The 25,442-nt window shown below is 61.9% G+C and carries 22 protein-coding genes and 1 pseudogene; 16 read left to right on the forward strand and 7 right to left on the reverse strand.

Translation table 11 applies throughout. The features are described 5' to 3' along the window. Positions 1–290 precede the first annotated feature (290 nt). On the reverse strand, positions 291–1,439 hold the full coding sequence (locus GIW48_RS24760; RefSeq protein WP_236463078.1) for an aldose epimerase family protein: 1,149 nt from the start codon (positions 1,437–1,439) through the stop codon (positions 291–293). A 138-nt stretch (positions 1,440–1,577) separates the two neighbouring features. On the opposite strand from GIW48_RS24760, the gene GIW48_RS24765 reads away from it, so the two are divergent. Then, the gene (locus tag GIW48_RS24765; RefSeq protein ID WP_099549152.1) at positions 1,578–2,345 is read left to right on the forward strand and encodes an SDR family NAD(P)-dependent oxidoreductase; all 768 of its coding nucleotides are present in this window, start codon (positions 1,578–1,580) and stop codon (positions 2,343–2,345) included. A 5-nt stretch (positions 2,346–2,350) separates the two neighbouring features. On the opposite strand, the gene GIW48_RS24770 is transcribed toward GIW48_RS24765, so the two are convergent. Genes GIW48_RS24770 through GIW48_RS24780 form a run of 3 tightly spaced genes read right to left on the reverse strand, consistent with a single transcriptional unit; the run spans position 2,351 to position 4,379 of the window. After that, positions 2,351–2,953 (reverse strand): glutathione S-transferase family protein, encoded by a 603-nt coding sequence (locus tag GIW48_RS24770; protein WP_017134568.1) that lies wholly within the window; start codon positions 2,951–2,953, stop codon positions 2,351–2,353. A gap of 29 nt (positions 2,954–2,982) precedes the next feature. Beyond that, the gene (gene mug / locus GIW48_RS24775) at positions 2,983–3,516 is read right to left on the reverse strand and encodes a G/U mismatch-specific DNA glycosylase (RefSeq protein ID WP_236463076.1); all 534 of its coding nucleotides are present in this window, start codon (positions 3,514–3,516) and stop codon (positions 2,983–2,985) included. Continuing rightward, positions 3,513–4,379, reverse strand: a complete 867-nt coding sequence (locus GIW48_RS24780) for a LysR substrate-binding domain-containing protein (protein ID WP_099549155.1) — start codon at positions 4,377–4,379, stop codon at positions 3,513–3,515. The genes mug and GIW48_RS24780 overlap by 4 nt, the downstream gene beginning before the upstream one ends. Before the next feature lie 134 nt (positions 4,380–4,513). Between GIW48_RS24780 and GIW48_RS24785 the strand changes: the two genes are divergently transcribed. The 4 genes and pseudogenes from GIW48_RS24785 to GIW48_RS24800 all read left to right on the forward strand — a co-directional run bounded on the left by GIW48_RS24785 (position 4,514) and on the right by GIW48_RS24800 (position 8,639). Then, positions 4,514–5,566: an agmatine deiminase family protein gene (locus tag GIW48_RS24785; protein ID WP_017134571.1), complete on the forward strand. Its 1,053-nt coding sequence runs from the start codon at positions 4,514–4,516 to the stop codon at positions 5,564–5,566. Between the two features lie 4 nt (positions 5,567–5,570). Continuing rightward, on the forward strand, positions 5,571–6,452 hold the full coding sequence (gene aguB, locus GIW48_RS24790; protein WP_236462351.1) for an N-carbamoylputrescine amidase: 882 nt from the start codon (positions 5,571–5,573) through the stop codon (positions 6,450–6,452). Next, positions 6,449–7,531 (forward strand): extracellular solute-binding protein, encoded by a 1,083-nt coding sequence (locus tag GIW48_RS24795; RefSeq protein WP_026013487.1) that lies wholly within the window; start codon positions 6,449–6,451, stop codon positions 7,529–7,531. Before aguB ends, GIW48_RS24795 begins: the two co-directional genes overlap by 4 nt. A gap of 8 nt (positions 7,532–7,539) precedes the next feature. Beyond that, positions 7,540–8,639, forward strand: a pseudogene (locus GIW48_RS24800) (agmatine deiminase family protein). On the opposite strand, the gene GIW48_RS24805 reads toward GIW48_RS24800, so the two are convergent. After that, positions 8,636–9,106 carry a MarR family winged helix-turn-helix transcriptional regulator gene (locus tag GIW48_RS24805; RefSeq protein ID WP_178111042.1) on the reverse strand — a complete coding sequence of 157 codons (471 nt, stop codon included), beginning with the start codon at positions 9,104–9,106 and terminating at the stop codon, positions 8,636–8,638. The pseudogene GIW48_RS24800 and the gene GIW48_RS24805 sit on opposite strands and share 4 nt — an antisense overlap. Before the next feature lie 274 nt (positions 9,107–9,380). On the opposite strand from GIW48_RS24805, the gene GIW48_RS24810 reads away from it, so the two are divergent. The 4 genes from GIW48_RS24810 to yghU are packed head-to-tail and all read left to right on the forward strand — an operon-like array spanning position 9,381 to position 16,008. Continuing rightward, positions 9,381–12,560, forward strand: a complete 3,180-nt coding sequence (locus GIW48_RS24810; protein ID WP_236462354.1) for an efflux RND transporter permease subunit — start codon at positions 9,381–9,383, stop codon at positions 12,558–12,560. Between the two features lies 1 nt (position 12,561). Continuing rightward, positions 12,562–13,731 (forward strand): efflux RND transporter periplasmic adaptor subunit, encoded by a 1,170-nt coding sequence (locus GIW48_RS24815; RefSeq protein WP_236462356.1) that lies wholly within the window; start codon positions 12,562–12,564, stop codon positions 13,729–13,731. Then, positions 13,724–15,169 carry an efflux transporter outer membrane subunit gene (locus GIW48_RS24820; protein WP_236462362.1) on the forward strand — a complete coding sequence of 482 codons (1,446 nt, stop codon included), beginning with the start codon at positions 13,724–13,726 and terminating at the stop codon, positions 15,167–15,169. Before GIW48_RS24815 ends, GIW48_RS24820 begins: the two co-directional genes overlap by 8 nt. Before the next feature lie 2 nt (positions 15,170–15,171). After that, a complete protein-coding gene (yghU, locus tag GIW48_RS24825) occupies positions 15,172–16,008 on the forward strand; it encodes a glutathione-dependent disulfide-bond oxidoreductase (protein WP_017134579.1) in 837 nt (278 codons plus the stop codon). A 270-nt stretch (positions 16,009–16,278) separates the two neighbouring features. On the opposite strand, the gene GIW48_RS24830 is transcribed toward yghU, so the two are convergent. Next, positions 16,279–17,325, reverse strand: a complete 1,047-nt coding sequence (locus tag GIW48_RS24830) for a LacI family DNA-binding transcriptional regulator (protein ID WP_017134580.1) — start codon at positions 17,323–17,325, stop codon at positions 16,279–16,281. 161 nt (positions 17,326–17,486) lie between these two features. Between GIW48_RS24830 and GIW48_RS24835 the strand changes: the two genes are divergently transcribed. From GIW48_RS24835 to GIW48_RS24855, 5 genes are all read left to right on the forward strand, one after another. Next, positions 17,487–18,572 carry a fatty acid desaturase family protein gene (locus GIW48_RS24835; RefSeq protein WP_176992600.1) on the forward strand — a complete coding sequence of 362 codons (1,086 nt, stop codon included), beginning with the start codon at positions 17,487–17,489 and terminating at the stop codon, positions 18,570–18,572. A 115-nt stretch (positions 18,573–18,687) separates the two neighbouring features. Then, positions 18,688–19,008: a MocE family 2Fe-2S type ferredoxin gene (locus GIW48_RS24840; RefSeq protein WP_017134582.1), complete on the forward strand. Its 321-nt coding sequence runs from the start codon at positions 18,688–18,690 to the stop codon at positions 19,006–19,008. Between the two features lie 2 nt (positions 19,009–19,010). Then, a complete protein-coding gene (locus GIW48_RS24845) occupies positions 19,011–20,210 on the forward strand; it encodes an NAD(P)/FAD-dependent oxidoreductase (RefSeq protein WP_236462365.1) in 1,200 nt (399 codons plus the stop codon). A gap of 1 nt (position 20,211) precedes the next feature. Next, entirely contained in the window at positions 20,212–21,030 is an 819-nt protein-coding gene (locus GIW48_RS24850) for a sugar phosphate isomerase/epimerase family protein (RefSeq protein WP_236462368.1), read from the forward strand. 50 nt (positions 21,031–21,080) lie between these two features. Continuing rightward, positions 21,081–22,043 (forward strand): Dyp-type peroxidase, encoded by a 963-nt coding sequence (locus GIW48_RS24855; RefSeq protein WP_169988361.1) that lies wholly within the window; start codon positions 21,081–21,083, stop codon positions 22,041–22,043. Here the strand turns inward: GIW48_RS24855 and GIW48_RS24860 are convergent. Next, positions 22,040–22,912 carry an undecaprenyl-diphosphate phosphatase gene (locus tag GIW48_RS24860; RefSeq protein WP_099549168.1) on the reverse strand — a complete coding sequence of 291 codons (873 nt, stop codon included), beginning with the start codon at positions 22,910–22,912 and terminating at the stop codon, positions 22,040–22,042. The two genes, GIW48_RS24855 and GIW48_RS24860, sit on opposite strands and share 4 nt — an antisense overlap. 179 nt (positions 22,913–23,091) lie before the next feature. Between GIW48_RS24860 and GIW48_RS24865 the strand changes: the two genes are divergently transcribed. Next, positions 23,092–23,598, forward strand: a complete 507-nt coding sequence (locus GIW48_RS24865; RefSeq protein WP_099549190.1) for a GNAT family N-acetyltransferase — start codon at positions 23,092–23,094, stop codon at positions 23,596–23,598. Positions 23,599–23,909: 311 nt separating this feature from the next. Continuing rightward, positions 23,910–25,442, forward strand: coding sequence for an ABC transporter substrate-binding protein (locus GIW48_RS24870; RefSeq protein ID WP_236447806.1), 1,533 nt, complete (start codon positions 23,910–23,912; stop codon positions 25,440–25,442).

Genomic DNA, 25,442 nt, shown 5'->3' on the forward strand with positions numbered 1-25,442 from the left:
CCAGCTTGGTCATGACACTGGCTGGTGCTTGTTTTTCAAACCGTTCTAAAACCTTTTCCCACATAGCTTCGTCGTCCTGACTGAATTGATTAGGGGATTTTAAACCAAGACCTTGAAAGGCATGGCTGTAAGAGCGGAACCATAGGCCGCCGTTACCGCAGCAACGGATATGTACTCAGCAACCCTGAGCCAGCCCAAGACTTCAAACTGCCCCGGCACTCCCCGGTCACAAGGAAAAACCGGGGTGCCTGTCGCGAGGGCCGGCTCCTGCACCCCGGTTGCACCAACACTCAGTCGGCAGAAAACTTGAGCACAGTGTTCTGGCTATAAGTCTGCCCAGGATTCAACCGAGTCGACGCAAACTTGGGCTGGTTGGGCGCATCGGGAAAATGCTGGGTTTCGAGGGTAAAAGCACTCCAGTGCTGATACGTCTTGCCCGCTTTGCCCTTCACCGTGCCATCGAGAAAGTTACTGGTGTAGAACTGCACCCCAGGCTCGCTGGTGTAGAGCTTCAAACGCCGGCCAGACGCAGGGTCGTGTACTTCGGCGGCGAGTTGCTTGATATCGCCCTGGGTGTCGAGCGTCCAGTTGAAGTCAAACCCGCCTTGTTTCGGCTCGGCAAATTTGAGCTGCGGATGCTCGTCCTTGATGTGCTGGCCGATCGGCGTGGGTTTGAGAAAGTCCATCGGCGTGCCCTTGACCGGTGCCAGCTCGCCGGTCGGAATCAGGGTGGCATTCACCGGTGTGTAATGGCTGGCATGCAAGGTCGCGACCTGCTTGAGAATGTCGCCATTGCCCGCGCCCGCCAGGTTGAAATAGCTGTGGTTGGTGAGGTTGAGCACGGTGGGTTTGTCGGTGCTGGCTTTGTAGTCGATATGCAGTTCGTTGTTATCGTTGAGGCTGTAGGTGACCTCGGTTTTAAGGTTGCCAGGGAAGCCCATTTCACCGTCCTTGGACAGGTAGCTGAGCTTGACGCCGACCGAGTCCTTGCCCTTGACGGGTTCGGCTTGCCAAACGTGCTTGTCAAACCCCTGGGCGCCGCCGTGCAGCGAATTTGGCCCGTCGTTGAGCGGCACCTGATAGCGCTTGCCATCAAGCTCAAACGCACCGCCCGCCAGGCGGTTGCCGAAGCGCCCGATGGTCGCGCCAAAAAAGGCCGTGCCGCTCTGATAGCCCTGCACGTCATCAAAACCCAGTACCACGTCATCGACCTTGCCGTTTTTATCCGGCACGTGCAGTGACTGCAACACGCCGCCGTAGGTGATCACCGTGGCTTGCATGCCGTGGCTGTTGCGCAAGATGTACTGCTCGACGGCGGTGCCTTCATTGGTTTTACCGAAGGGTTTGTGTTCGCTGGTGAGGCCCGCAGCCTGGGCGCCGCCGCTGGCAATCAGCAGGGACAAGGCGAGGCCGGAAAGCAGGTGACGAGGGTGCTTCATGGTCGAACTTCCTTTTGTTGTTTTCAGTGGAATAGTTCTACTAATGTGCGATATTTTGTCGTTGCAGCAGCAGATTTATAGCCTTTTACGGCCTGTTTGCAAAATAAAATAAGACTAATTAAGTGAGGCAACCTTTATATGACCACTCAGCAGGCTGTTTACCCCGACCTTGAGGGTAAGACCGTTCTGGTTTCCGGTGGTGCCTCAGGCATCGGCGAATTCCTGGTGCGCGCGTTCGCCGCGCAGGGCGCCAGGGTGGGTTTTGTGGACCGGGCGCAAAGCCAGGGTGAGCGGCTGGCCGCGCTGCTGCATTCCCAGGGCTACAAGGTTGAGTTCGTGTGTTGCGACATCACCGATGAAATCGCCTATAAAGCGGCGATCGAACGCTTTGAGCACTCGTTGGGGCCGATCACCGTACTGGTCAATAACGCGGCCAACGATGTGCGTCACACCCTGGAAGAAGTCGATTCGGCGATGTTCGACAGGCTGATCGCGGTCAACCTCAAGCACGCGTTCTTTGCTGCCAAGGCCGTGGTGCCGATGATGAAACGCGCTGGTGGCGGGGCGATCATCAACCTGGGCTCGGTGGGGTGGATGATGGCGTCTGCTGGCTACCCGGTGTACGCCGCCAGCAAGGCGGCGGCCCATGGCATGACCCGCGCCCTGGCACGTGAGCTGGGGCCGAACCATATTCGCGTGAATACCCTGGTGCCCGGTTGGGTCATGACCGAAAAACAATTGGCAATGTGGGTCGATGATGCGGCCAAGGAGCTGATCAGCCGCAGCCAGTGCCTGCCCGGCAGCGTACTGCCGGAACACATCGCCAATATGGCGTTGTTTCTCGCCTCCGATGCCTCGGCGATGTGTTCGGCGCAGAACTTTATTGTGGATGGCGGCTGGGTCTAGGCCTGCTACTCGATGGGGTAGCGCTTGAACGCCGGGTGCTGTTCCAGTTGGTCGGCGTGACGTTGCAGGTTAGGGAATGCCTTGGGGTCGAGCACCGACGGCAGTTTGAGTTGGGTGAACGACCACGCGACTGCCGCGGTCAGCGCCGCCTGGGTCAGTGGCGCGTCGGTGGTTTGGGCAAGGTGCTTTTCCAGCAGCGAATAGGCGGCCAACAGTTGACCGGTCACGCGGTCTATCCACGGTTCATGGCGTTTTTCTGCCGGGCGCAGATTGTCCTCATAGACGATCTGCACGGTTTTCTCGCAGGCCGCCAGGGCCAGCCCGAGCAGGTGCAGTTCGTGGGCGCGGGCGCCCGGCGCTTGTGCCAGCAGCTTCTTGTCGGTGGGGGCCTGGGCTTCGAAATAATCCAGGATCAGGCTGGAGTCCATCAGCAAGGTGCCGTCGTCCAGCACCAGGGTCGGCGCCTTGACCACCGGGTTGATCGCGTGGAACTGCTCGAAGGTGCTGAACACCGACACCGACTGATGTTCAAACGCCACGCCGTACAGGTCCAGGGAAATTGCCACGCGGCGTACGTAAGGCGAGTCCAGCATGCCTATCAGTTTCATGAAGCCTCCGTTGCTTTCAGGTGATGGGATCAGGAGATTAAGGGCACATGATTGTCCTGCGCAATGGCCTTGCGCAGTTGCTGATAGGCATCCACTAACTGCTCCAGGTTGAACGCCAAATTGCGCCCGCTGGGGTTGGGCAACACCCATACCGCTGCGCCGCCCAACAACAGCGGCTGCAACCCCCAGGCAACCTCGCGTTGGCCGGACACGGCGCTATAACCGACCTTGCCCAGAAAGGCCACGAAGCGTGGCTGACAGCGGCGGATTTTTTGCTCAAACGCAACCGCCGCGTCGTTGAATTCATGCCGCGCCAATTCCCCCGCACTCGCCGTCGGACGCTCCACCAGTGTGGTCAGGCCGCAGTGGTAGTCGAGCAAGGTGCGCCCCTCTTCGGGGTGAATTTCATGGGGCGTGAAGCCGGCCAGGTGCAACGTGCGCCAGAAGCGGTTGCTGCGGTTGGCGAAGTGCAGGCCCAAGGCGGCGGAGCCTTTTCCGGGGTTGATGCCGCAGAACACCACGTTCAAGTGCTCGGTGAGGATGTCTTCAAGTCTGTCGCTCATGTCGGGTCTATCTGCAAACGCATCAGCAGCCATTCGGTAAAGCTGCGGGCCAGTGGGTCGTTTTCACTGTCACGGTGGGTCAACAGCGCCCAACTGGGACCGCGAATGGTGGCTTCGACCAGCGGCGTGAGCAAACCATCGGCCTGGGCCTGGCGGCTGAGCAGTTGGCTGACCAGGCCGATGCCCAGCCCGCTGCACACGGCATCCAGCAGTAAACCTGGATCGGAAAAATTCAGCCCGTGGTCCTGTTGGCCCACATCAATACCGGCCTCCACGGCCCAATGGCTCCAGTCCATCTCTCGCTCGCCGTGCAACGTGGTGCGCTGCGCCGCAGGCACAGACAGCAGCTTGGGATGGCAAGCCGGAAACAGGCGGTCGGCATGCAGCACCTTGAAGCTGCATTCGGCCTGGGAGCTGATGTCGTCACGCACGGCCAGGTCGATGGTCTGGCTGGCCATGTCAGGCACTTCATCGGTGCTGAAGATCCACAGGTCTACCTCCGGGTGCCGCTGACGAAAGTCCGCCAGGCGTGGCAGCAGCCAGTGACGAGCAAAGGTCGGCGTGGTGTTGAGCACCAGTTGATTGGGTTTGCGGTACTGCCCCAGGCGTCGCACGCCCACCGCCAGTTGTTGCAGCAGCGCCTGGGTGGTGCTGAGGAAGTCATAACCTGCGTCGGTGAGGCTCACGCTGCGCCCGCTGCGTAAAAACAGCGGCTGCTCCAGGTAAGCCTCCAGGCTGCGGATCTGCTGGCTGATCGCCGATTGGGTCAGGTGCAGTTCTTCGGCAGCCTTGTGGAAACTGCCTAGCCGGGCGGCGGCTTCAAAGCCGCGCAGGGTGCCGAGGGGCGGCCAGTGGTTGAGCATATCGATAAGCTCCGCTAATCAGTTTTCTACAAAATCCATCGTTTGTTTGGCCTTTTCAGCCTACGTAGCATGTGCGCCAAGACTCCGTGGGCAGTTTTCACTGAACACAATGACTTAACTCAAAGGTGCTTGTCATGCAGCGTAGTGAAATTTTAAGCAGTGGTTGGTGTATGCCCGCGGAGTGGTCCCATCATGTGGCGACCTGGATGGTCTGGCCACATAACCAGGCGCTGTGGGAAAGCACCTGGGGTGTGACTTTGGCATTGGTGCAGCAGGATTTTGCGCGGGTCGCCAATGCCATCGCACGTTTTGAGCCAGTAAAAATGATTGTCGACCCTTCGGCAATCGCCAGTGCCAAAGCCCTGTGTGGCCCTGGCATCGAGTTGATCGCTGAGGCCGTCAATGACAGCTGGTGCCGCGACTCCGGCCCCACCTTCATTTGTCACCCGCAACAGGGTGCGGCAGGTGTGAGCTGGCGCTTCAACGCCTGGGGCGGCAAGTCGGCCCATGACTTGGACGAAAGCCTGGCGCGCCGGGTGCTTAATCACCTGGGGCTGGAATGCTTCGGCACGCCGCTGAGCAATGAAGGCGGCGCGATCCATGTGGACGGCGAGGGCACCTTGATCACCACCGAATCGGTGCTGCTCAACCCCAACCGCAATCCCGGTATGACCAAGGCCGAGATGGAAGAGGTCTTCGCGCGCCTGCTGGGGATCAAAAAGACTATCTGGCTGCCCGGCGACCCGGATTACGTCACTGGCGATATGACCGACGGCCACGTCGACGGCGTGTGTGCCTTCGCCCGCCCTGGCCTGCTGCTGGTGGATGCCACCCACGATCACCACTCGACCTACGCCCAAGTGGTACGCGAAAACCGTCGCGCCCTGGAACTGGCCACCGACGCCCATGGCCGCCGTTTCGAACTGATCGAACTGTATGAGGCCACCGACGCAGTGGACACCGATGCAGAAGTGTTTTGCGCCTCCTACACCAACTTCTACATTGCCAACGGCGCAATCATCATGCCGGCCTACGGCATTGAGGCTGATCAGGTAGCGGCCGAGGTGCTGGCCCAGGCGTTCCCGGGCCGTGAAATCGTGCCGGTGCAGATCAACCACTTGGCCCACGGCGGCGGCGGGGTGCATTGCATCACGCAACAGCAACCGGCCTGGCCGTTAAAGGGGTAATGCCATGACTGTATTGACGATTGCTACTACCCAGATGCCGTGTACCTGGGACTTGCCGGGTAACCTCGACCGCGCCGAGCGGTTGGTGCGCGATGCCGCCGCACAGGGCGCCCAGGTCATCCTGCTGCAGGAGCTGTTCGCCACGCCGTATTTCTGTATCGAGCAGCATCACAAACATTTGGCACTGGCCGAGGAGTATCAGCACAGCCGCGTGCTCAAGCGTTTCGCCGCATTGGCGAAGGAACTGGGCGTGGTGCTGCCGCTGAGCTGGTTCGAAAAGGCCGGTAATGCCTACTTCAATTCCCTGAGTGTGGCCAATGCCGATGGGCAGTTGATGGGCGTGTACCGCAAGACTCATATTCCCAACGCCATCGGCTACCAGGAGAAGGAATATTTCAGCCCCGGCGACACCGGTTTTCGCGTCTGGGACACGGCGTTCGGGCGCCTGGGTGTCGGTATCTGCTGGGACCAGTGGTTCTCCGAAACCGCCCGCTGCCTGGCGTTGCAGGGTGCTGAAGTGTTGTTGTTCCCCACGGCCATCGGCTCGGAACCCGGCTGCGCGGCGCTCGACTCCCGTGACCACTGGCAAATGACCATGCGCGGTCACGCCGCCGCCAACCTGGTGCCGGTAGTGGCGGCCAACCGCGTAGGCCGTGAAGTGGCGACAACGGATGCGAGCCTGCAAATGGATTTCTATGGCTCGTCGTTTATCTGCGACCACAAAGGCAAGCTGCTGGTCGAAGCTGATCGCGAATCCACTGGCGTACTCGTGCACTCCCTGGACCTGTCTGCGATGCGCGAAGAACGCCGGACCTGGGGCATCTTCCGCGACCGCCGCCCGCACATGTATGACGCACTGCTGACCCTGGACGGACGCCCATCATGAGACTGCTTTTGAGCTGTGCCCTGATCCTCACCAGCGCCTGCGCCACGGCCGATGACAAGACGCTGAAACTCTACAATTGGGCGGACTATTTTGCGCCGGACACCTTGTCGGCTTTCACCGCCGAGACCGGCATCAAGGTGATCTACGACGTGATGGACGGCAGCGAAACCCTGGAAGCCAAGTTGATGGCCGGCGGCAGCGGCTACGACCTGATCTTCCCCGGCGACACCGTGGCCGAGCGCCTGATGCGCGCCGGCAGCCTGCAACCGCTGGACCCTGCCAAGCTCACTGCGCTGGATGATATCGAGCCGGGTTTGCAGAAGTTGCGCAGCCACTACGTCAACTCGAACAAAGCCACGGTGCCCTACACCTGGGGGACTATCGGCCTGACCTACAACACCGCACAGATTAAGCAGCGCTTGCCGAACGCGCCGGTCAACAGTCTCGACCTGCTGTTCAAGCCCGAATTTGCCGCCAAGTTCGCCGACTGTGGCATTTCGCTGATCGATTCACCGGATGAAGTGCTGGCCGTGGTGCTCAACTACCTGGGGCGCGACCCGCGCAGCGCCAAACGTGAAGACCTGGCCGCTGCCAGTGACTTGCTGCTCAAGCTGCGCCCGTATATCCGCAAGTTCCAGTCGCAACCGGTGACCGACTTGGTCAACGGTGATTTGTGCCTGTCTCTCGGCTACAGCGGTGACATGACCCAAGCCCAGCGCGCCGCCGATGCGGCCGGCAAATCGGTGACCTTTGGTTATCACATCCCTCGCGAGGGCACCACGGTATGGATGGATACCATGGCCATTCCCGTCGACGCCCAGCACCCGGAATACGCCTATGCTTTTATCAACTTCGTGATGCGCCCGCAGAACATGGCCGCCATCACCAACTTCACCGGCTACCCTACGGCCAACGCCAAGGCCCGCCCGGCGGTGGAGGCAGCCATGCGTGATAACCCGCAAATTTACCCGGATGCAGCCACCTTCGAGCGGTTGATTGCCGGCAAAGACATCCCCCAGGCGGATATGCGTGCGCGCATGCGCATGTGGACTAAATTCAAGACAGCGACCACCAAGTAGAGACCCCCATGCCAACCCGTCGAACCTTCATCAAACAAGCCAGCGTGGTCTGTGCCATGACCTTACTCACCACCCATGTACGTGCCGCTGTCAAAGGCCGTTTCTACATGCCCGACGAAGGCGAAAAACACCGCCAAGCCTTTATCGCCTTTGGCGCCCAGGACGCTATCTGGGAAGACTTTACCGCTGATGTGCAAGCGGCCCTGGGCCGTATCGCCAGGGCGATTGCCAACTATGAGCCGGTCACTGTGTTCTGTCGCGAAGACGAGCGCGCATTGGCGGAAAAACACTGCGGCACGCGCAATATCACCTTTGTCGAAACCGAGTTGGACGATATCTGGATGCGCGACACCGGCGCCAATTTCGTCATCGATGGCACCGGTGGCGAAGGCGCAGTGGATTTCAACTTCAATGGCTGGGGCAACAAACAACAACATGCCGATGACGCGCAGTTGGCGGCGCTGGTGGCCGAAGAAACCGGCGCGCGCCACATTCGCAGTGAGCTGGTGGGCGAGGGTGGGGCAATCGAAGTGGATGGCCTGGGCACCGGCATCATGACCGAAAGCAGTTGGATCAACCGCAACCGCAACCCCGACTGGAGCAAGGCCGACGTGGAGGCCGAACTTAAGGAACGCCTGGGGCTGCGCAAGATCATCTGGCTGCCGGGCATCAAGGGCAAGGACATCACCGACGCCCACGTCGACTTCTACGCCCGGTTTGTGTCGCCCGGCGTGGTGCTGGCCAACCTCGATACCGACCCCGAGTCCTACGACCACAAAGTCACCCTTGCGCACCTGGAAATCCTCAAGAACGCCACTGACGCCGACGGCCGCCCGTTGCAGGTGCACACCGTATCGCCGCCGCTGAACCCGCGCAAAAACAAGTTCAGCAAGGGTAACGAGGACTTCGCCGCTGGGTATATCAATTATTTTGTGATCAACGGCGCGGTAATTGCGCCTGAATTCGGCGACCCGGAGGCGGACCGCAGGCATTGGACCTGCTGTCACGGCTCTACCCGAGCCGCAAAGTGCTGCAACTCAATATCGATGCGATTGCCGCGGGCGGCGGTGGCATTCACTGCGTCACTAACCACCAGCCGATGGCTTAATCGTCCTTGGCCAGCAGGGTGCGGGCAAATTCGTCGGAGGCGATAAAGTCCAGGGTCTGGCGCAGTTGCGCCGCCGCTTCACGGCCGAATGCCTGATCGAAGCGTTCGGCCATTTGCGTGGAAATACGCTTGGCCGCCAGGTGGGTGCGCTTGCCTTGTTCGGTCAGCAGCACGCGCCGGGTACGCCGGTCGAGTTCGTCCACGCGCAGCTCCACCAGGCCGTCACGTACCAGCGGTTTGAGCGTGTGGCCGAGCGCGGACAAATCCATCACCAGGGTTTGTGCCAGCTCGCCCATTTTCGGCGTGCCGGCCTTGGCGATGCGGTTGAGCAGCGCGTATTGCGTGGCTTTGAGCCCGCAGGGCGCGAACGCTTCGTCATAGATCTGGCCCAGGCGGCGCGAGGTGCGGCGCACGGCACCGTTGACGCAGGCGCTGGGGCTCTCGGAGCAAGGCGGGGCAGATTTCAAGGGCAGATACTCTCTGATACAAAACACGACGCGGCTGATTATGCCTGCGCGACCTGTCAGGACAAGGCCTTTCGGACCGAACTGACGTTCCAGATGAAAACTGAGACAGCTTGAAACAAATTAGTTGCGTATGCCACTAAGTTCGATATCGTGGCATATGCCTCTTTGTGACCGGGATGTCGTTACAAAAACCCCAGGACGTGCATGGGGCGAGGCGGGAAACGGCATGGCGCAGCCTGCTTGACCGACCAATCTCCTGTCTGGATCACCTCCTATGCTCAACCTCGTGCGCATCGCCTTGCTGCGCCCCTATACCTTTTTGGTATTGGCCATTTTCATCCTGATCGTCGGGCCGCTGGCGGCCTGGCGCACGCCGACGGACATCTTCCCGGAAATCCGCATTCCGGTGATTGCGGTGATCTGGCAGTACACCGGTTTGCCGCCGGACCAGATGGCGGGGCGCATCACCTCGCCGTTCGAGCGGGTGCTGACCACCACCGTGAACGACATTCGCCATATCGAAGCGCAGTCGATGAACGGCTACGGGATTGTGAAGATCTTCTTCCAGCCCGGCGTCAACATCAGCACCGCCAACGCCCAGGTGACGTCGGTGTCCCAGGCGATCCTGCGGCAATTGCCGCCCAGCACCGTGCCGCCGCTGGTGCTCAACTACAGCGCCTCCACCGTGCCGATTGTGCAGCTTGCACTCTCTGGGCCGGGCCTGAGCGAACAGCGCCTGGGTGATATCGGCCTGAACCAGGTGCGCCTGATGCTCACCAGCGTGCCCGGCGCGGCCCTGCCATACCCGTTTGGCGGCAAGAGCCGGCAAGTGCAGATCGACCTCGATTCGGCGCGCATGCAAGCCCGTGGCCTGTCGGCACAGGACGTCGCCACTGCCCTGGCCACGCAGAACCTGATCACCCCGGTAGGCACCCAGAAGATCGGCAGCTACGAATTCAACCTGCAACTGAACAACTCACCTTCGGACTTCCATGACCTGGAAAACCTGCCGATCAAGACCGCCGACGGCACCACCGTGCTGATCCGGGACTTGGCCACCGTGCGCGACGGCAACCCGCCGCAAACCAACATCGTGCATGTGAACGGCAACCGCTCGGTGCTGCTGCCGGTGCTCAAGACCGGTTCGGCATCGACCTTGGGCGTGATCGCGGGCATCAAGGAAAAGCTTGCCGACAACAAGGCTGCGTTGCCGCCCAACTTGAATATCGATTTGATCGGCGACCAGTCGCTGTTCGTGCGTTCGGCCATCAGCGGCGTGGCCCGTGAAGGCTTGATCGCGGCGGCGCTGACCAGCCTGATGATTTTGCTGTTCCTCGGCAGTTGGCGTTCGACGGTGATCATTGCCACCTCGATTCCGCTGGCGATCCTGGCCTCGATAGCCACGCTTTCGGCGCTGGGCGAAACCCTGAATATCATGACCCTCGGCGGCCTGGCGCTGGCCGTCGGTATTCTGGTGGACGATGCCACGGTAACCATCGAGAACATCAACTGGCACCTGGAGCAGGGCAAACCGGTGCAGACGGCAATCCTCGACGGGGCGGCGCAGATCGTGACCCCGGCGTTTGTCTCGCTGCTGTGTATCTGCATCGTGTTTGTGCCGATGTTCTTCCTGGAGGGTGTGGCGCGCTTCCTGTTCGTGCCGATGGCCGAAGCGGTGATCTTTGCCATGATCGCCTCGTTCCTGCTGTCGCGGACCCTGGTGCCGACATTGGCCAACTACCTGCTCAAGCCGCATCTACACGGCGACGACGGGCACGCACCGTCGCGCAACCCGCTGGTGAATTTCCAGCGCGGTTTCGAAAAGCGTTTTGAAGCCTTTCGCGAGCGTTACCACAGCGTATTGCACAGCGCCTTGCACCATCGTCGCGCGGTGGTGATCGGCTTGCTGGCGTTTGTCGCCGTGTCGTTTGCGTTGGTGCCGTTCCTGGGCCGCAACTTCTTCCCCGAGGTCGATTCCGGGTTGATCCTGTTGCACGTCCGCGCTCCGGTGGGCACACGGGTGGAGAGTAATGCGCACCTGATTGCCGACATCGAAAACGCGATCCGGCGCAAAGTCCCGGCCCAGGAACTTAAAGCCTTGGTCGACAACATCGGCCTGTCCATCAGCGGTATCAACGTGGTGTACAACAACACCGGCACCGTGGGTTCCCAGGACGCCGATATCCAGATCAGCCTCAACGAAGGCCATCGCCCGACCGCCGAGTACATGCGCCAATTGCGCGAAACCCTGCCACGGGAGTTCCCTAGCGCGGTGTTCTCGTTCCCGGCCTCGGACATTGTCGGGCAGATCCTCAACTTCGGTTCTTCGGCACCGATCGACCTGCAAATCACCGGCAATAACCTCGCGGGCAACTTCACCTATGCCAGCGCGCTGCTGCGTGATATTCGCCGGGTGCCGGGGGTGGTGGATGCGCGCATCCAGCAGTCGCGGCAATTGCCGACGTTCAATATCGACGTGGACCGCACCCGTGCGCAGTTGGTCGGCCTCACCGAGCGCGATGTCACCAACAGTCTGGTGGTCAACTTGGCGGGCTCCAGCCAGGTGGCACCGACGTTCTGGTTGAACCCGGCCAATGGCATTTCCTACCCGATCGTGATGCAAACCCCGCAATACAACCTGGAAAGCCTGGCCGCACTGCACAACTTGCCGCTGAGCGGCAGCAATGGCGCGGCCACCGACCAGACCTTGGGCGGCCTGGCGAATATCCAGCGCAGCCACAGCAGTTCGGTGTTCAGCCAGTCGGATATCCAGCCGGTGGTTGAGGTGCTGACGGCGATTCAGGACCGCGATTTGGGTGGCGTCGCTGCCGATATCCAGAAAATCATCGCGGCCCACGCCGGTGAAGTGCCGACCGGCTCCAAGGTGATTTTACAGGGCCAGGTGCAGACCATGAACGCGGCCTTCAGTGGCTTGCTGTTCGGCCTGTTGGGCGCGGTGGTGCTGATCTACCTGCTGATCGTGGTCAACTTCCAGTCCTGGGCCGACCCGTTTGTGATCATCACCGCGTTGCCGGCGGCACTGGCGGGCATTGTGTGGATGCTGTTTGTCACGCATACGCCGCTGTCGGTGCCCGCCTTGACGGGGGCGATCATGTGCATGGGCGTGGCCACCGCCAACGCCATCCTGGTGGTGAGCTTCTGCCGTGAGCGCCTGGCTGTGCATGGCGATGCCGTGCAGGCCGCGCTGGAGGCCGGTTTCACGCGGCTGCGGCCGGTGTTGATGACCGCCATCTCGATGATTATCGGCATGGCGCCCATGGCTTTGGGCCTGGGCGAGGGCGGTGAGCAGAACGCGCCGCTCGGGCGTGCGGTGATCGGCGGGCTGGCGTTTGCCACCATCGCCACGTTGATTCTGGTGCCATTGATTTTCAGTCTGGTCCACGGGCGTCGCCAACACGCCACGCTGGCGACTACCGTTTCCCAAGGGGTTTGACATGTCCGTTTCCATTGCTGAAAAAAAGTCGTCCCGTGGCCTGCTGTGGCTGATCGTGGGCGGGGTGACGGTGGTGGTCATCGTCGGTGTCGGCCTGAGCGTGCGTGCCAGTGAATCCCGTGACCTCAGGACCTGGACCGACGCGCAGGCGCTGCCCAGCGTCAACCTGGTCAAGCCGGTGGTGCAAGCGCAAGGCCCGGTACTCAACTTGCCGGGGCGCATGGAAGCCTATTCGCGCGCGTCGATTTTTGCCCGGGTCAATGGCTACCTGAAATCCTGGAATGTCGACATCGGCACGCGCGTCAAAGCCGGCCAGGTATTGGCCGAAATCGACACCCCGGAACTCGACCAGCAACTGCTGCAAGCCCGCGCCACCCTGGCCTCGGCCCAGGCCGATGAGCACCTGGCCGAAACCACCGCCAAACGCTGGCAGGCGATGCTGGCGACCGACTCGGTGTCGCGTCAGGACGTCGACGAGCGCACCGGCGACCTGACCGCCAAACAGGCCAAAGTGACGGCGGCCAAAGCCAATGTCGAGCAGTTGGTGGCGACCAAGGGCTTCCAGCATCTGGTCGCGCCGTTTGCCGGTGTAGTCACCGCGCGCAGTACCGACGTGGGCGCGTTGATCAGCGCCGGGGGCACCGCCGGCAAAGAGCTGTTTGCGGTGGCCGATGTCAGCCGTCTGCGCGTGTATGTGCAGGTGCCGCAGACCTTCTCGCCACAGATTCGCGAAGGCACTACGGCGCGCCTGAGCGTGCCGGAGTATCGCGGCGAAACCTTTACCGGCAAGGTGATCGCCACTGCCGATGCGGTCAACGCCGCGTCCGGCAGCACCTTGGTGCAACTGCTGGTGGACAACCCCGGCGGCCGCCTGCTGCCCGGTGGCTACACCAGCGTGCAGTTTGATTTGCCGGTGCAGGCCGACGTGCTGCGCGTACCGTCCAGTGCCCTGGTGTTCGATGACAAGGGTATGCGCATCGCCACCCTCGACAGCCAGGACCATGTGCACTTCAAGACCGTCACCATCGCCCGTGACTTTGGCGACAGTGTGGAGATCGCCAGCGGCCTGCAAGCGGCCGACCGCGTGATCGATACGCCGCCGGATGGCCTGGCCGATGATGATTCGGTGCAATTGGCTGCCGCTTCCGTCGAGGCCAAACCCCATGGCTAAGCGCAACTTGCTGGGCCTGCTCGCCAGCTTGAGCCTGGGTGCCTGCTCGTTGGCGCCGCCGCTTGAAGTGCCGCAAACACCTGTCGCCGCGCAGTTTTACACCCAAGGCCCATGGACCGTCGGCGCGCCCGACGACCAGGCCAACCGAGACGGCTGGTGGCGCATCTACAACGACCCGCAGCTGGATGCGATGCAGCAGCAGTTGCTGAAAAACAACCCGGACCTGAGCGCGGCATTCGCGCATTACCAGCAATCCCAGGGGTTCCTGGCCCAGGACCGTTCGGGGCTGTTCCCCAAGCTCTCGGCCATCGGCAGCGGCCAGCGTATTCGCCAGTCGGACACCAAACCGCTGCGCTCGGCCACCTCGCCGGACGTCTATAACTCCGCGACATTGGGCCTGGAGGTGGATTATGAAGTCGACCTGTGGGGCCGCGTGCGCGACACGGTTGCGGCCGGCATCAGTGACTCGGAGGCGGCCAGGGCCGACCTGGCGTCGGTACGCCTGAGCCTGCAAGCGCAATTGGCTGACAGTTACATCCGCCTGCGCGGTATCGACTGGCAGAACCAACTGCTGGAACAGACCCGCGACGCCTACACCAAAGCCCTTAGCCTGACCGAAGGCTTGCACGGCGGCGGGATCGTGTCCGGGCTGGACGTGGCGCGGGCGCGCACGCAGCTGTCGACGGTCAAGTCGCAATTGAACCAGAGCCTGGTGCAACGGGCGGTGTTGGAGCATTCGATTGCGGCGATGCTGGGGGAGTCCGCCTCAACCTATACCGTCGCCGTGAATGTGGCGCCGATTGCCTTGCCCAACGTGCCCACGGGCGTGCCGTCGAGCCTGCTGCAACGCCGCCCGGATATTGCCGCTGCCGAGCGTCGCATCGCGTCGGCCAATGCGCGGATCGGCGTGGCCAAGGCCGCATGGTTCCCGCAGATCACCTTGAGCGCCCAGGGCGGCTATCAGAGTGATGAGTTTGCGCGTTTGCTCAGCGCACCCAACCTGTTCTGGGCCATCGGCCCGTCGCTGGTCGGCACAATCTTTGATGGCGGCGCGCGCCAGGCCCAGGTGGATATTGCCAAGGCCGCCACTGACGAAGCCGCGGCTAAATACCGCGGCGTGGTGCTGGGCGCTTTCGAGCAAGTGGAAGACAACCTGTCGCAGATCGCGGGCCTGGGCAGTGCCCTGGATGGCCAGCGTGACGCGGCCGCTGCCGCGCAATACGCCGAAGACCTGTCGACCTCGCGTTATCGCCAGGGCGCCGTGGCCTATCTGGATGTGGTCACCGCCCAAGTGGCTGCGCTGGAAGCCAAGCGCAGTGTGCTGCAACTGCAAACCCAGCAATTAAGCGCTAATGTGGGCCTGATCAAGGCGCTGGGCGGCGGATGGAACGTGGCCCAACTGGCTGCATCGAACAGTACTCAAATCAAGGAGAAGTGAGCATGACCGACTACCTACCCCCGAAGGTGTGGACCTGGGACACCGAAAGTGGCGGCACTTTCGCCAGCATCAACCGACCCATTGCCGGTGCGACCCATGACAAAGCACTGCCGGTCGGCAAACACCCGTTGCAGCTGTATTCCCTGGCCACGCCGAATGGGCAGAAGGTCACCATCCTGCTCGAAGAACTGCTGGCCCTGGGGCACAGCGGCGCGGAATATGACGCGTGGCTGATCAAGATCGGCGATGGCGACCAGTTCGGCAGCGGCTTTGTGGCAGTCAACCCCAACTCCAAGATCCCGGCGTTGATGGACCACAGTGGTGACACGCCGATTCGCGTATTCGAGTCGGGTGCGATCCTGCACTACCTGGCCGAGAAATTTGGCGCGTTCTTCCCCACCGAGCCTGCTGCGCGGGCTGAGTGTTTGTCGTGGCTGTTCTGGCAGATGGGCAGCGCGCCGTACCTGGGCGGCGGCTTCGGGCATTTTTACGCCTATGCGCCGAGCAAGATGGAATACCCGATCAATCGCTTCGCCATGGAAACCAAGCGTCAACTGGACGTGCTCGACCAGCGCCTGGCGGTGAGTAAGTACATTGCCGGCGATGAGTACACCATTGCCGATATTGCGATCTGGCCGTGGTATGGCGGCTTGGTCAAGGGCCGTTTGTACGGCGCGTCAGCGGAGTTTTTGTCGGTGCACGAGTACAAGCACGTGCTGCGCTGGGCCGAGGCGATTGAAGCACGTCCGGCGGTGCAGCGTGGGCGGCGGGTGAATCGGGTGTCCGGGGCACCTGAGGAGCAACTGGCTGAGCGCCACGACGCCACCGATCTGGACTGAAACCCGGGCAAATTGTGGGAGCTGGCTTGCCTGCGATGACGGAGTGTCAGTCGATAAATTTGCAACTGACCCACCGCTATCGCGGGCAAGCCCGCTCCCACCTTTGGACCTCCATATTCTTCCAAACTATTTGTAGCGCTGCTCGAACTGCACCCACACGTTGCGCTGGCCGAGGCGGTTGAAATACACCGATTTTGGACTGAAACTCGATCAAACTGTGGGAGCTGGCTTGCCTGCGATTGCGGTGGGCCAGTTTTTGATCGTTGTGTATCAGTTGGACAGGTTCTCCGAGGTCACGATCTGCGGTGGGATATGCACTCTGTGCCGCAGTGGATCGAAGGCCTCGGCGGCCTGCAACTCCACCAGTAATTCGATCAGCGCGGTCGCCGTCTGCCGAGGCTGCGAGTCCATCACCACATCAATCAAACCTCGGCTCAGCGCCTCACGCGACAACGCGGTGGACTCCTGCAAAATGCAGCACAGCGCCGGCCGTTTGGGCAGCTGCGCCAGGGCATTGATCACGCCGTCGCCGCCGCCGCCCACCACGCACAGGCCGCGCAGGTCGGTGTGGCGGGTGAGCAGGTCGAGGGTGGCTTCTTCAGTGATGTCGCTGTTGTCCAGGTTGATCAGCGGTTCCAGCGGCTTGAGCCCCGGCGCATGCTCGGCCAGGTAACTGTGCAAGCCTTCAACCCGCGCCTGGTGGCCGAGAAAACGATGGCCGCCCAACAGGATGCCGACGCTGCCTTTGCGTGCGCCGCAGGTGCGCGCCAGCAGCCAGCCCATGGTGCGCCCGACCACGTGGTTATCCTGGCCCACATACGGCTCCAAGGCTTGTTCGTGGATATCCGACAGTAACGCGACCACCGGCACGCCGGCTTTGCGAACCTGCGCCAGTGTGGCGTTGATCAACGGGTGGGCGAAGCTGACGACGGCGAGCGCGTCGCATTGCACCGCCAGTTGCTCGATTTGCGTAGCGATGGCACTGGGCGTGCGGTCGAGAATGTAGTCGAACTGGCAGGTCAGGTTGGCTGTAGCGTGCTGCTGCGCGGCCGTGCTGATCGACTGCGCCAGGTTGGCGTAAAACGCTTGGGCGGTGCCCAGCAGCAGGATGCCGAAACGGTAGGTGGGGCGCCGCTCACGAATGCGTTGGCCGATCAGCCGTGCGGCAAAATAACCCACGGCTTCGGCGGCCTGGAATACTTGCTCGGCGGTCTGCGGATTCACCGGCGCACGGGCATTGAGCACACGGTCGACGGTGGCCACACTCAAGCCTGCCTGGGCGGCGACAGTGGCGATGGTCGGGCGTTTATTATTCATGACAGGCCTCTCAAGCGTCTTGATAGAAAACTATCAAGCCTCGCTGGGCCTGGATGATAGCTTGATAGGGAATGGATTCAAGGCCTTGAGGCGGATTTATCCGCGCTCTATGGTTGGTTCGCAAAGCACCTGTTACCCAACGCTTGCGGAGAACAATAACAATGCCTGAACACACGCCTCACCGCGCCCGGCGCGACTACAGCCTCACCGGTCCGGAAGCTGCCCGCGCCGCAGAGAAGGGGCTGGTCTCGGCCAGTTGGTATCAATCGCCGATCTCGCGTAAACGCATGAAAGAACTGATGCAGCGCCGCGACGGCCCGGCGTTGCTCGATACGGCCCTGTGGGTGTCGGCGCTGCTGGTTACGGGGTTTGGCGGCTACTGGTTCTGGGGCTCGTGGGCCTGCGTGCCATTCTTTATGGCTTACGGCGTGCTCTACGGCACCGCGTCCAACCCGCGTTGGCATGAGACCGGCCACGGCACCGCTTTCAAGACCCGCTGGATGAATGATGGGCTGTACCAGGTGGCGAGCTTCATGTGCATTTTCGAGCCGCATGTATGGCGCTGGAGCCATGCGCGGCACCACACCGACACCATCGTGGTCGGGCGTGACCCGGAGATCGTCGAGCCGCGCCCGCCGAGCCTGTTGATGATGGGCCTGAGCCTGTTCAACCTGCCGCTGGCCTGGAAAACCTTCAGCGGCGTGGCGCGCCATGCGATCGGCAAGATGAGCGCCCAGGAACAGGACTTTATCCCCGAGTCCGAATGGCCCAAGGTGTTCCGTGCTGCGCGGATCTGGGTCGGTATTTATGCGCTGGTGATCGGCACCGCGTTGTACCTGCACAGCTGGCTGCCACTGATGCTGGTCGGCCTGCCGAGCCTGTATGGCGCCTGGCTCGGCTACCTGTTCGGCCTCACCCAGCATGTGGGCCTGGCCGAAGATGTGCTGGACCACCGCAGCAACTGCCGCACCATCTACATGAATCGCGTGCTGCGCTTTATCTACATGGACATGAACTACCACCTTGAACACCACATGTACCCGATGGTGCCGTACCACGCGTTGGCGCAACTGCACGAAGAGATCCGCAGCGACTGCCCGCCGCCGTACGCGAATATTCTTGAGGCGTACAAGGAAATCCTGCCGACGATCTGGAAGCAGCGCAGCGACCCGAGCTATTTCGTGCAGCGCCCCACTCACAGTGGCGAGCGAGCTTGCTCGCGCTGGGCTGCGCAGCAGCCCCAATAAAAACCACCGCATTCTTTCAGACAATACTCGACTGCCGACCTTGGGGCCGCTTCGCAGCCCGGCGCGAGCAGGCTCGCTCGCCACAAGGAAGGCCATGCATAGAGAGAACAACGCCATGAACGATCAATGGATCGACGTCTGCGCCGTGGGCGAAATTGACGAAGAAGACGTGCTGCGCTTCGACCATGGGCCGCACACTTACGCGGTGTACCGCTCGGCCGAGAATGAATTTTTTGCCACTGCCGGCCTGTGCACCCACGAGAAAATACACCTGGCCGACGGCCTGGTGATGGACCACGTGATCGAGTGCCCCAAGCACAACGGGCGCTTTGATTACCGCTCCGGCAAAGCCCTCGGCGCGCCGGTGTGCGTCAACCTCAAAACCTACCCGGTGCGGGTCGAAGCGGGGCGGGTTTTACTCGCCGTGACGGCGTGAGCATGAACGCCCCCCTGATCATCGTCGGCGCCGGCCATGCCGGTGGCCGTGCGGCGCTGACCTTGCGCGAAGAAGGCTACACCGGGCGCCTGATCCTGATCGGCGATGAACCGCACTTACCCTACGAGCGCCCGCCATTATCCAAGGGCTTGCTGCAAGGCAGCACGGACCTGGCGGGTTGCAGCCTGTGCGACAGCCAGCGCATGGCCGCGCTGGGCATCGAACATATCGCCGGCAACCCGGTTACGCGCCTGGAGCCGCACCAGCACCGGCTGCAACTGGCTGACGGCCAATGGCTGGACTTTGCCGGTGTGCTGCTGGCCACCGGCGGCCGGGCGCGACGCTGGCCTGTGGAGCAGGCGAGCGTGCTTTACCTGCGCACCCATGATGAGGCGCTGGCCCTGCGCGACGCCTTGCGCCCCGGCACGCGGCTGGTGGTGGTCGGCGGTGGTTTTATCGGCCTGGAAGTGGCGGCGACCGCGCGCGGCCTGGGCTGCCAGGTCACGGTGCTTGAAGCAGGCCCACGCTTGGCGGGCCGGGTGTTGCCGCCGGTGATCAGCGAAGCGCTGCTGGATTTGCACCGCCAGCAAGGCGTTGAGGTGCGCTTGAATGTGGCACTCGAATCCATCGACGCCGACGCGGTGCAACTGGTCGATGGGCAGCGCTTGCCGTGTGATCGGGTGGTGGTCGGCATTGGCATGCAACCCAATCTCGAACTGGCTGCAGCAGCGGGGCTGGAAGTAGGGCAGGGCATTCGCGTCGATGCGCAACTGCGCACCAGTGCGCCGAACATTTATGCGGCGGGCGATGTGTGTGAGTTTCGCCTGGGAGGCCTGTATCAACGCCAGGAAACCTGGCGCAATGCCGAAGCCCAAGGTCGCCATGCTGCGCTGAATATGTTGGGGCGTGAGTTGCCGTTCGAGGCCATGCCGGGTTTTTGGTCCGACCAGTACGACTGGGGCTTGCAGACCGTTGGCGTGATGACCCCGCTGACGGTCAGCCGCGCACTGCCGGGCGGTGGTTTGCTGTTGTTCCACCTGGATACCGACGGGCATTTGCAAGGCGCTTGCGGCTGGGCGCTCGGCAATGGCGTGGCCAAGGACATCAAGCTGTGCGAACGCTTGATCAGCGCGCGCATTGCACTCAATACGGCCGACCTGGCCAACCCGGACGTTTCCCTTAAACACGTGCTGCGAGGCTGATATGCACCAATTGCTGGTGTTCCAATCCCTCTGGGCCATGCAGACCGAACCGGGGCCGCTGGAAGCTCAGCTCGATCGCATCGCCGCCGCCGGCTTCGACGGCATCACCGATCATTACTGGAAACCCGCCGAGGTCGCGCGCCTGCACGCTGCTGCCAGCGCCAGGGGCTTGCAGATCGAAGGCCAACTGTTCCCGCAATCGGTGGATGACCTGGCCGCCGTGCTGGATGTGATCAGCCGCTACGGCTGCCACCACCTCACCCTGCAGGCCGATGTGCGCCCGCGCACGCTGGCCGAGGCGGCCCGCCTGGTCGAAGGCTGGCAGCGCCTGGCCGAACAGGTGGACTTTCCGATCCTGCTGGAAACCCATCGCTACCGCCTTACCAACGACCTGCTGTTCACCCTCGACCTGCTCGCACAGATGCCCGACCTGAAACTGCTCGCCGACCTGTCCCATTACGTCGTCGGCCGGGAGTTACCGGAACCGGGCGCGTTCGAGGACGACGAGCAGATACGCACGATATTGCGCCACAGCTGGGGCTTTCACGGGCGAGTGGCCAGCAGTGAACAGGTGCAGGTCTCTGTGGGTTTCCCCCAACACCAGGCCTGGGTAGAACGCTTTACCGGTTGGTGGCGCTACGGGATTGAAGACTGGCTGGCCCGGCCCGATGCGCCCAATAGCCTGTCGTTCACCTGTGAGCTGGGCCCGCCGCCCTATGCAATCACGGATGCAAACGGCGGTGAAATCAGCGACCGCTGGGCCGACGCGCTGAAGCTGAAGACCCTGATTCGCCAGGTGTGGGAGAGCTGCCAGCGATGATCTGCTAATCTGCGCGGGTTAAAACCGCCCTTAGCCTGTGGACTTTCATCATGAAGACTTGCCCTGTTCAGCCACCTCTTGAGCCGCAGTCCGTCTGCCATCCCATCACCAGCAGCGCGATCTTCATGGTGGCAACCGTCGCTCCCGGCAGTGAAGACCAGGTGCGCGCCTGGTGCGGCGATATCGCCGGGCTGGTGCGTTCGGTGGGCAAGCGCGTGCCGGCGGGCAACCTGACCTGCGTCTGCGGGTTTGGCTCGGATGCCTGGAGCCGGCTGTTCGGCGGGCCACGCCCGGCGGCCTTGCACCCGTTTCGCGAGTTCGGCGTGCCAGGGCGCATGGCTCCGTCGACGCCCGGCGATATCCTGCTGCATATCCGCGCCGAGCAGATGGACCTGTGCTTCGAATTGGCCACGCAGTTGATGGTGGCCCTGGGCGACAGCGTCAAGGTGGTGGATGAGGTCCAGGGTTTCCGTTACTTCGATATGCGCAGCATCATCGGTTTTGTCGACGGCACCGAGAACCCGGTGGGGCGCAAGGCCGTCGGCTTTACCATCGTCGGCGATGAAGACGCGGAATTTGAAGGCGGCAGCTACGTGCTGGTGCAGAAGTACCTGCACAACATGAGCGCCTGGAACGAGCTGACGGTGGAAGCCCAGGAGAAAGTGATCGGGCGTACCAAACTGGCCGACATCGAGCTGGATGAAGAGACCAAGCCGAGCAACTCCCACAGCGCCCTGACCGTGATCACCGACGAAAACGGCGAAGAAGTGAAAATCCTGCGCGACAACATGCCCTTTGGCCGCCCAGGCGCCGGCGAGTTCGGCACCTACTTTATCGGCTACGCGCGCTCGCCGCAGCCCTTGGAGTTGATGCTGGAAAACATGTTCGTCGGCCGCCCGGTCGGCAACTACGACCGCTTGCTGGACTTCAGTACCGCCGTGACCGGCGGCCTGTTTTTTGTGCCTTCGGCCGATTTGCTTGAAGAGCTGGCCGACCGTCAACCGGGGGCTTAACTGAGCAACCCGGTGCTGACCGCCACAATCAAGAAGACTCCCAGCAGCGCGCGATAAATCACAAACGGCCAGGTGGAGAACCGCTCCAGGAACTTCATCAGGCCCCAGATCGCGAAGAACGCCGAGATACTTGCCACCACCAGGCCGAAGAGCAAATGCGGCCAGGCGTGGGCGGGCATGTCGGCGTGCAGCAGCACCCACAGCTCTTTCAAACCGGCCAGCGCGATGGCGGGCAGGCCCAGCAGGAATGAAAAGCGCGCGGCTTCTTCACGCTTGAAGTTGAGGAACAGCGCAGCGGTCAGCGTCGAGCCCGAGCGCGATACGCCGGGAATCAGCGCGCCAATTTGCGCAACCCCGACAATCAGTGCATCGCGCAGGCGCATCTGGCCCATGTCCCGGGTGTGACGTGCGCGCACTTCGGCCACCGCCAGCAGTACCGCCATCACCACACAGGAAATCCCGATCACCATCAGGCCGCGCAACGGCGAGTTGCAGCTATTGAGGGTCGAGGACAAGGCCAGGCCGGCAATGCCGATGGGGATGGTCGCCAGCACAATCGCCACCGCCAGCTTGAACCACGGGTCGTTGTAGTCGCCCCGGCGTACCGCACCGATGCTGCCCGTGGTGACCTGGCGCACATCGCGCCAGAAATAACTGACCACCGCCGCCAGCGCCGCCAACTGCATCGCCGCCGAAAACGCCGAGCCGGGGTCTTGCCAGCCGAGCAGGGCGGGCACCACACGCATGTGGGCGGTGGACGACACCGGCAGCAGCTCGGTAATGCCCTGGATCACACCCAGGATGAAAATCTGCAGGTAATCCAGGGAGGCAAAGCCCACATCCAGGCCGGCGGAACAGACGTTGGTCAAAATAGAGGTCCTTGAGGAAAAGGTCGAAGCTGACGAAGTTTATTCTAAATGTTTCAGGAATTTCGGTTGGACGGGGCAAATCCGCAATCGGTTCAGCAAACAGAAAGGTTATGCAATGTATTGGCCTGCGCGCGTGTTTTGTGAACAATGGCGCCCTGCGTTTTGTCACCGAGAGCCCCATGCCTGAAACCACCGTTGAACTGATCCAGACTGGCCCCGAAGCGTCCGAGTTGATCCGCAACCTTTACCAGTATTACGCCTATGAGTCCTCGGACTGGGAACAGGAAGATGTCGAGGCGGATGGCCGCTTCTACATCCACGATGAGCACCTGACCCGTTACTGGCACGACCCGCAATGGAGCGCCAACCTGCTGCTGGTGGACGGTTATATCGCCGGCTTCCTGCTGATTGAAGGCAGCGAACTGCCAGGCATCGACGCCCTGGAACTGGCCGACCTGTTCATTCTCAAGCGCTACCGCCGCAAAGGCATTGGCCGTGCCATTGCCACCCAGGTGTTGAGCAGCGGCCAGGCCGATTGGCTGGTGCGTTTCTATGACCAGGATGAAGTGTCCCAGGCGTTCTGGCGTGCGGTGCTGGATGATTTGCCGCGCCCGGTGCAGACCCTGGAGCTGGAGGATGACCCGCAGTTGGTGAGTTACCTGATTACGCGAGCGGTCCTGCATTAAGCGAGCGCCTGCGGGCGCACGCTGGTTTACACCCACAGAGGCTTCGGCCTCTTTTTTATTGCGCTGAAAAACCATCATCGGTTGAAGAATAGAAGGTTTTAATGTTTTTAAGTACTTAAAAAAACATTTACAAGCCGACTCCATGCTGTGAGTATGTCCGGGCGAATTTAAAAAAACAAAAACATCCGCGGCACTGATCCCGTTCAGGCCATAACAACAACGACCTCAAACAGGCTTGAAGCCGGCTCCTGCCCCAGGCCGCTTCTGTGCGAAGGAGAACATCTCCCTTGAATCGCTTACTTAATGGCACGCTGTGCGTCACCCTCGTACTCGGCGCCGGCTTTGCGCAGGCCCAGACCACCTTGCGCGTCGGCTTGAACGCCGACATCCGCAGCACCGAGCCGGGCGTCAACCGTGACGAAAATACCGACACCGTGATGCTGCACATCGTTGAGGGCCTGGTAGCCCACCGCGAAGACGCCTCGGTTGGCCCGTTGCTGGCCCGCGAGGTGCAACGCGCCGACGACGGCTTGACCTACACCTTCAAATTACGCGAAGGCGTGCACTTCCAGAACGGTGCGACATTAACTGCCGATGATGTGAAGTGGACCTGGGAGCGCTACCTCAACCCCAAGACCCAGTGGCGTTGCCTGGCCGAATTCGACGGGCGTGGCGGGGCGAAAATCACCGCCATCGACACGCCGGACCCGCTCACCGTCGTGTTCCATCTCGACCAGCCCAGCGGCCTGTTCCTGGCTTCGATGGCGCGCCCCGATTGCGCCGGCAGCGGCATCCTGCACCCCGATTCGCTGGCCGCCGATGGCAGTTGGAAAGCCCCTGTCGGCACCGGCCCGTTCAGCCTCACCGAATGGAAACCCGGGCAATACGTGGTGCTGTCGCGCTTTCACGACTACAGCCTTCGTGACGACGCTGCACCGGACGGCTTTACCGGCAAGAAGCAGGCCCTGGTGGATGAAGTGCGCTTTATGGTGATCCCCGACCCGTCGTCGGCCAAGGCGGCATTGATGTCCAACAACATTGACCTGCTGCCCAATGTCAGCGCCAGCGATGCGCAGGAGTTGAAAACCACACCGGGTGTGCAGATTTCATTCAGCCCGATCATGGCCATCTGTGGCTTGTTGTTCCAGACCAACGATCCGCTGCTCAAAGATGTGCGCATCCGCCAGGCCATCGCCCATTCTCTGGATTACGGGCAAATGGTCAATGCGCTGTCCAACGGCACCTCCGAGCCGAACAACTCGGCCATCGCACAAACCAGCCCCTTCTACAGTGCCACCGCCAAGCAGGGCTACCGCTACGACCCGCAGCTGGCCCAGCGCCTGTTGAAAGAGGCCGGTTACCACGGCCAGCCGATCAAGATGATCGTCAATAAACGCTATTCGCAGATGTTCGACATGGGCCTGCTCAGCCAGGCAATGGCGGTGGCCAGTGGCTTGAACATCCAGATGGAAACCCTGGAGTGGGGCACCCAACTGGAGCGCTACCAGAGTGGCAATTACCAGATGATGGCGTTCTCTTACTCCTCGCGCCTGGACCCCGCTACCAGCTTCGATTCGCTGATGGGTGACAAGAGCAAGGAACCGCGCAAGGTCTGGGATAACCCCCAGGCCCAGGCGGTACTGCGTGAGGCGGTGCGCGAGAGCGACACGGCCAAGCGCCAGGCGCTGTTCGACCAGTTGCACTCGATGATGATCCACGACACGCCCATGGTGATCATCTACAACGGCACAGTAGCCGCGGCGCTGCGCGACAGCGTCAAGGGCTTCCATTCCTGGCCGGTGTCATCGCCAAGGCTGTGGGGCGTCAGCCTCGCGGCCCACTAA

Origin of the sequence: Pseudomonas sp. PA-6-3C, assembly GCF_021605825.1 — a bacterium.
In the GTDB taxonomy this organism is placed as follows: Bacteria; Pseudomonadota; Gammaproteobacteria; order Pseudomonadales; family Pseudomonadaceae; genus Aquipseudomonas; species Aquipseudomonas edaphica.

Coding starts and splice junctions, on each gene's coding strand:
- GIW48_RS24760 (WP_236463078.1), bottom strand. CDS start 1,439: ATGAAGCACCCTCGTCACCTGCTTTCCGGCCTCGCCTTGTCCCTGCTG.
- GIW48_RS24765 (WP_099549152.1), top strand. CDS start 1,578: ATGACCACTCAGCAGGCTGTTTACCCCGACCTTGAGGGTAAGACCGTT.
- GIW48_RS24770 (WP_017134568.1), bottom strand. CDS start 2,953: ATGAAACTGATAGGCATGCTGGACTCGCCTTACGTACGCCGCGTGGCA.
- mug (WP_236463076.1), bottom strand. CDS start 3,516: ATGAGCGACAGACTTGAAGACATCCTCACCGAGCACTTGAACGTGGTG.
- GIW48_RS24780 (WP_099549155.1), bottom strand. CDS start 4,379: ATGCTCAACCACTGGCCGCCCCTCGGCACCCTGCGCGGCTTTGAAGCC.
- GIW48_RS24785 (WP_017134571.1), top strand. CDS start 4,514: ATGCAGCGTAGTGAAATTTTAAGCAGTGGTTGGTGTATGCCCGCGGAG.
- aguB (WP_236462351.1), top strand. CDS start 5,571: ATGACTGTATTGACGATTGCTACTACCCAGATGCCGTGTACCTGGGAC.
- GIW48_RS24795 (WP_026013487.1), top strand. CDS start 6,449: ATGAGACTGCTTTTGAGCTGTGCCCTGATCCTCACCAGCGCCTGCGCC.
- GIW48_RS24810 (WP_236462354.1), top strand. CDS start 9,381: ATGCTCAACCTCGTGCGCATCGCCTTGCTGCGCCCCTATACCTTTTTG.
- GIW48_RS24815 (WP_236462356.1), top strand. CDS start 12,562: ATGTCCGTTTCCATTGCTGAAAAAAAGTCGTCCCGTGGCCTGCTGTGG.
- GIW48_RS24820 (WP_236462362.1), top strand. CDS start 13,724: ATGGCTAAGCGCAACTTGCTGGGCCTGCTCGCCAGCTTGAGCCTGGGT.
- yghU (WP_017134579.1), top strand. CDS start 15,172: ATGACCGACTACCTACCCCCGAAGGTGTGGACCTGGGACACCGAAAGT.
- GIW48_RS24830 (WP_017134580.1), bottom strand. CDS start 17,325: ATGAATAATAAACGCCCGACCATCGCCACTGTCGCCGCCCAGGCAGGC.
- GIW48_RS24835 (WP_176992600.1), top strand. CDS start 17,487: ATGCCTGAACACACGCCTCACCGCGCCCGGCGCGACTACAGCCTCACC.
- GIW48_RS24840 (WP_017134582.1), top strand. CDS start 18,688: ATGAACGATCAATGGATCGACGTCTGCGCCGTGGGCGAAATTGACGAA.
- GIW48_RS24845 (WP_236462365.1), top strand. CDS start 19,011: ATGAACGCCCCCCTGATCATCGTCGGCGCCGGCCATGCCGGTGGCCGT.
- GIW48_RS24850 (WP_236462368.1), top strand. CDS start 20,212: ATGCACCAATTGCTGGTGTTCCAATCCCTCTGGGCCATGCAGACCGAA.
- GIW48_RS24855 (WP_169988361.1), top strand. CDS start 21,081: ATGAAGACTTGCCCTGTTCAGCCACCTCTTGAGCCGCAGTCCGTCTGC.
- GIW48_RS24865 (WP_099549190.1), top strand. CDS start 23,092: ATGCCTGAAACCACCGTTGAACTGATCCAGACTGGCCCCGAAGCGTCC.